Below are 3484 nucleotides of genomic sequence, written 5' to 3'. Positions count from 1 at the left end.
GTGTAGTTTGCATCGGGGTCAAGGGCTTCTTTTTCTGCCTGCTTTTTCTGCTTCTGCTTCATAAAGGTGTAAATGCCACCGCCAGCAACCAAACCGACCAGTGCCAGTACGCCTAAGAACGTAGCAGCATACTTCGTAACTTTGTTGCCACCAGTCTGTTCAGAACCGGATGCCACCGCTTCTTCCGCAGCCTTTTTCGCATCCTCCTCGGCCTGTTTGCGCTCCTGTTCTGCCTGCGCCGCCGCTTCTTTTTCAGCGGTGTAGGCATCGGCATCTTCATCTTCCATCAGGGAAAGAAGGTCGGCTTCGTCCACAAGATTCATGAAATGAACGGTGTTTTCCCCCTTGTCGTTGCGGTCGATGACCAGATAGAATGTGTTGCCAGACTTCGACACCAGCGTGATGAACTGCTGCCCGCTGCCATCCGAATAACTGGTGTGGTAATCGTCCACCATCGTCAGATTGCCCTCCGGGGTCAGAGCACCGGTTTCCTCATCGGTCACGGTGACCACATCTTCTTCATCGGTGGTAGAAGTCAGGACGGGCTGTTCCACTTCCTCCACAGGCTCACCGCCATAGGCAAAAGCAGGAGCCGCCATGCCAGCGCACAGTGCCACCGACAACATCAGGGCACAGAACTTATTCATCATCTTCATTATCAGATTCCTCCTTGTTGAACGTAGCACCGACTGCGGACAGCGCAGCCGGGGTCGGGGTGGAAGTTGCAGACTGGCGCAGCAGGGCGGCAAGCTGTTCCGGCGTGACCTTGGCGGTGCGCACCATCTCGTTGACCTCGGCAGCTTCTGCTTCCTGAATCCGCCGCTCAAGGCTTTCAATGCGAGTGTTGATCTTAATGCGACGCTCCCTTTCCTTTTCCAGAGAAGCGCGCAGTTTATCGAGTTTTTCGCTCATTTCTTCCTCCAATCATTTTGAAAGCCGTCCAAAACCGGACAGGTATTTCTGCCAGTAGGACGAGTGAATATCAGCATACTTTATGGGGTCTCCGGCAGACACCATCTTGCCGTTTCCAAGGTAGATGCCCACATGACTTTTCCCCGGCGTATCATACGTTCCTTCAAAGAAAACAAGGTCGCCGGGCTTTGCTTCGGCTTCGGAAATGTGCTGGCTCTTGTTCCACAGACCGTTGGCGGTGGTGCGCCCCACATTGTAGCCGTTCTGGTTGTAGACCCAGCAAACGTAGCCGGAGCAATCAAACCCGGTTTCCGGGGTAGAACCGCCCCAGACGTAGGGCGTGCCCACATACTTTTGCGCCTCCTTATAGATAGCGGCAAACTCGCTGTCCGTCAGGGCTTCCGCAGGAACCTGATAGTCGATGCCGGGTGTGCCGGAGCCATCGGAGCCACCGGGCGGCAGACCGCCGTTGAACAGATAAGGCCGACCACCCAGCGTATCCTGAAAGATCTCATAGCGTTTCCACTGGTCGTTGTCCAGTTCCTCCCGGATAACCACTTCCAGCCCTTTATTCACCAATTTGGTGTGGAAGATGCGGTACTCATAGGGCACCTGCGTAGGGACTGGGATTCCTGCCGGACTGATGACCCAGACGGTCTTATACCGTATCTGCACCTCCACCCATGTGGTCAGCTTGTACTGCTTTTTGAAGGTCTCCTTCAACTTGCCCTGCACCTCTGACCGGGTGTAATCGTCATAGAGAGTCGTGAGAAAAGAGGTCAACTGCCATGGGTCATGCTCGATGGGGTCAAGGTGATACTGGTACTCGTTGTAGCCGGGGTGGTCGGTGGGGGTGCGCTTGATCTTTTTGTCCAGCTCCTTTTCCAGCTTCTTGTAGTCGGTTTCGGCTCCCCGGATGTCCCGGTCCTCTGCGGTGTAAATGGTCTGACCGGATACCTGCGTGGTGCCTGAAAACAGAATGGAACAGGACGAAAATGCCGACATGACCAGCAGCAAGAGCAAAAGAAAAACGCCCACGATCAAAAGAACGTGCGCGTTACTTTTTGCAAAATTGGCAATGCCGTTGACTGCGGTACTGACCACCGATTTTCCTTTGTCGATGACCTGTTCCATGCCAGACTTCGCAGCAGTGGTGCCATTGGATACCACTTTGCCGCCTGCGGTCTGTGCCGCTGTACCCGAATGGGCGGTGGCATAGTGACTTTTACGGATTTCTTGCCGCTGTTTCCAGCGTGAAAGCCAGTTGGAACTGCCCTCGCCGGTGCCGGATGCGCCTGCATCTTGTGCCGCAGGCGGCTTCTGCACGGAAGATTTTGCGGTTCGGGCCCTTTTCTTGCCTTGCATCTTGGCTTTCTTTTTCAGCTTTCTGGCGTAACGGCTCTTGGAAATATCGTGGGTAGTCTCGGCAGCTTTTTCGCCCTCGCTTAAAGCCTGCGTGCCCACATTGTCGTCCTCGTACTGATCAATCTCTCGATGTGCCGCAGACCGGGCGGCAGCAGCGGCATACATAGCACGTTTCTGCTGCTTTGTCATGCGGGATGCTTCATCCGGGGTTATCTCGGCTTTGCCAAAACGCAAATGCTGGGATTTCTCCGCAGCTTTGTCTGCATCCTGTTTCAGTTTCTGCTTTTTGGGCACCGACTGCTCCACTTTAGACTTTTTCGGAGGGGAGCGCGTAGCCGTGCGCTCCTTTTCCTCCTCGAATTTCAGCTTCGGCTGTTTCTCACTCATGCTTTTGCGCCTCCGCAACTTCGGAAAGGCGGGTCGTAAGGATGCGGTAGAGTTCAAGGTCTTTCGGGAAGTGGTCAACAAAGGGCAGGATCACGTTGCCGAAGAACAGCAGCCCTTCACCCTCACCGGAGTGAGTGACGTAGGAAAGCTGATGGGGCGAAATGTTCAGCTGCTTCGCCAAAATCTGCCGGTCTCCGTTCGCTTGATTGAGCATATAAACGAAGTCCGAGTTCTCAAAAATATTTGATACTTCGGGGCTTGCCAACAGGTCTTTGACGTTCTGCGTTAGGGCTGTCGGAATGCCGCCCCACTTACGGAAACGCTTCCAAATCTCCACGGAATAAGCAGCAGTCTGCTCTTCCTTCAAGAGCAAATGGAACTCGTCTGCATAGTACCGGGTGGATTTTCCAGCACTGCGGTTGGCGGTCACGCGCCCCCACACGGCATCCTGTACGATAAGCATACCGAGTTTCTTCAACTGCTTGCCAAGCTGCTTGATGTCAAAACAGACGATGCGGTTATTGATATCCACGTTGGTGTGGTGGTTAAAAATGTTCAAACTGCCCTTGACGTAGATTTCCAGCGCAGCCGCCACATGGCGGGCTTCCGGTTCGTCTTGCGTCAGCAGGGCGTTGTACAGATCTTCCAACAGCGGCATATTTTCCGGGGTGGGATTCTCGAAATACTTGCGATAGATCACATGGACGCAGCGGTCAATGACCGTCTTTTCCACCGGCTGCAAGCCCTCTTTGCCGCCCACCACCAGTTCGCACAGGGACAGCACAAAGTCGGCTTTCAAAGCCAGAGGGTTATCCTCTTC

General features: G+C 54.2%; 4 protein-coding genes. All 4 read right to left on the bottom strand.

Annotated features, from left to right (window positions below; all coding sequences use genetic code 11):
• The coding region (locus tag WMO44_RS14530) for a DUF4366 domain-containing protein (protein WP_349153005.1) at positions 1-656 on the bottom strand (656 nt) is incomplete at its 3' end.
• The gene (locus WMO44_RS14525) at positions 640-912 is read right to left on the bottom strand and encodes a DUF4315 family protein (protein WP_015536499.1); all 273 of its coding nucleotides are present in this window, start codon (positions 910-912) and stop codon (positions 640-642) included. The genes WMO44_RS14525 and WMO44_RS14530, both read right to left, overlap by 17 nt.
• 12 nt (positions 913-924) lie before the next feature.
• Positions 925-2664, bottom strand: coding sequence for a C40 family peptidase (locus WMO44_RS14520; protein WP_349153004.1), 1740 nt, complete (start codon positions 2662-2664; stop codon positions 925-927).
• The coding region (locus tag WMO44_RS14515; protein ID WP_349153003.1) for a VirB4-like conjugal transfer ATPase, CD1110 family at positions 2657-3484 on the bottom strand (828 nt) is incomplete at its 5' end. The genes WMO44_RS14520 and WMO44_RS14515, both read right to left, overlap by 8 nt.

The sequence above is a fragment of the Faecalibacterium tardum genome (assembly GCF_040096515.1).
Taxonomy (GTDB): Bacteria; Bacillota; Clostridia; order Oscillospirales; family Ruminococcaceae; genus Faecalibacterium; species Faecalibacterium tardum.
Note: the sequence above shows the minus strand (reverse complement) of the source record. Positions and strands in the feature narration are given on the sequence as shown.

Excerpts from the sequence above, each read along its gene's own strand:
- WMO44_RS14525 (WP_015536499.1), bottom strand. The coding sequence starts at position 912 with ATGAGCGAAAAACTCGATAAACTGCGCGCTTCTCTGGAAAAGGAAAGG.
- WMO44_RS14520 (WP_349153004.1), bottom strand. The coding sequence starts at position 2,664 with ATGAGTGAGAAACAGCCGAAGCTGAAATTCGAGGAGGAAAAGGAGCGC.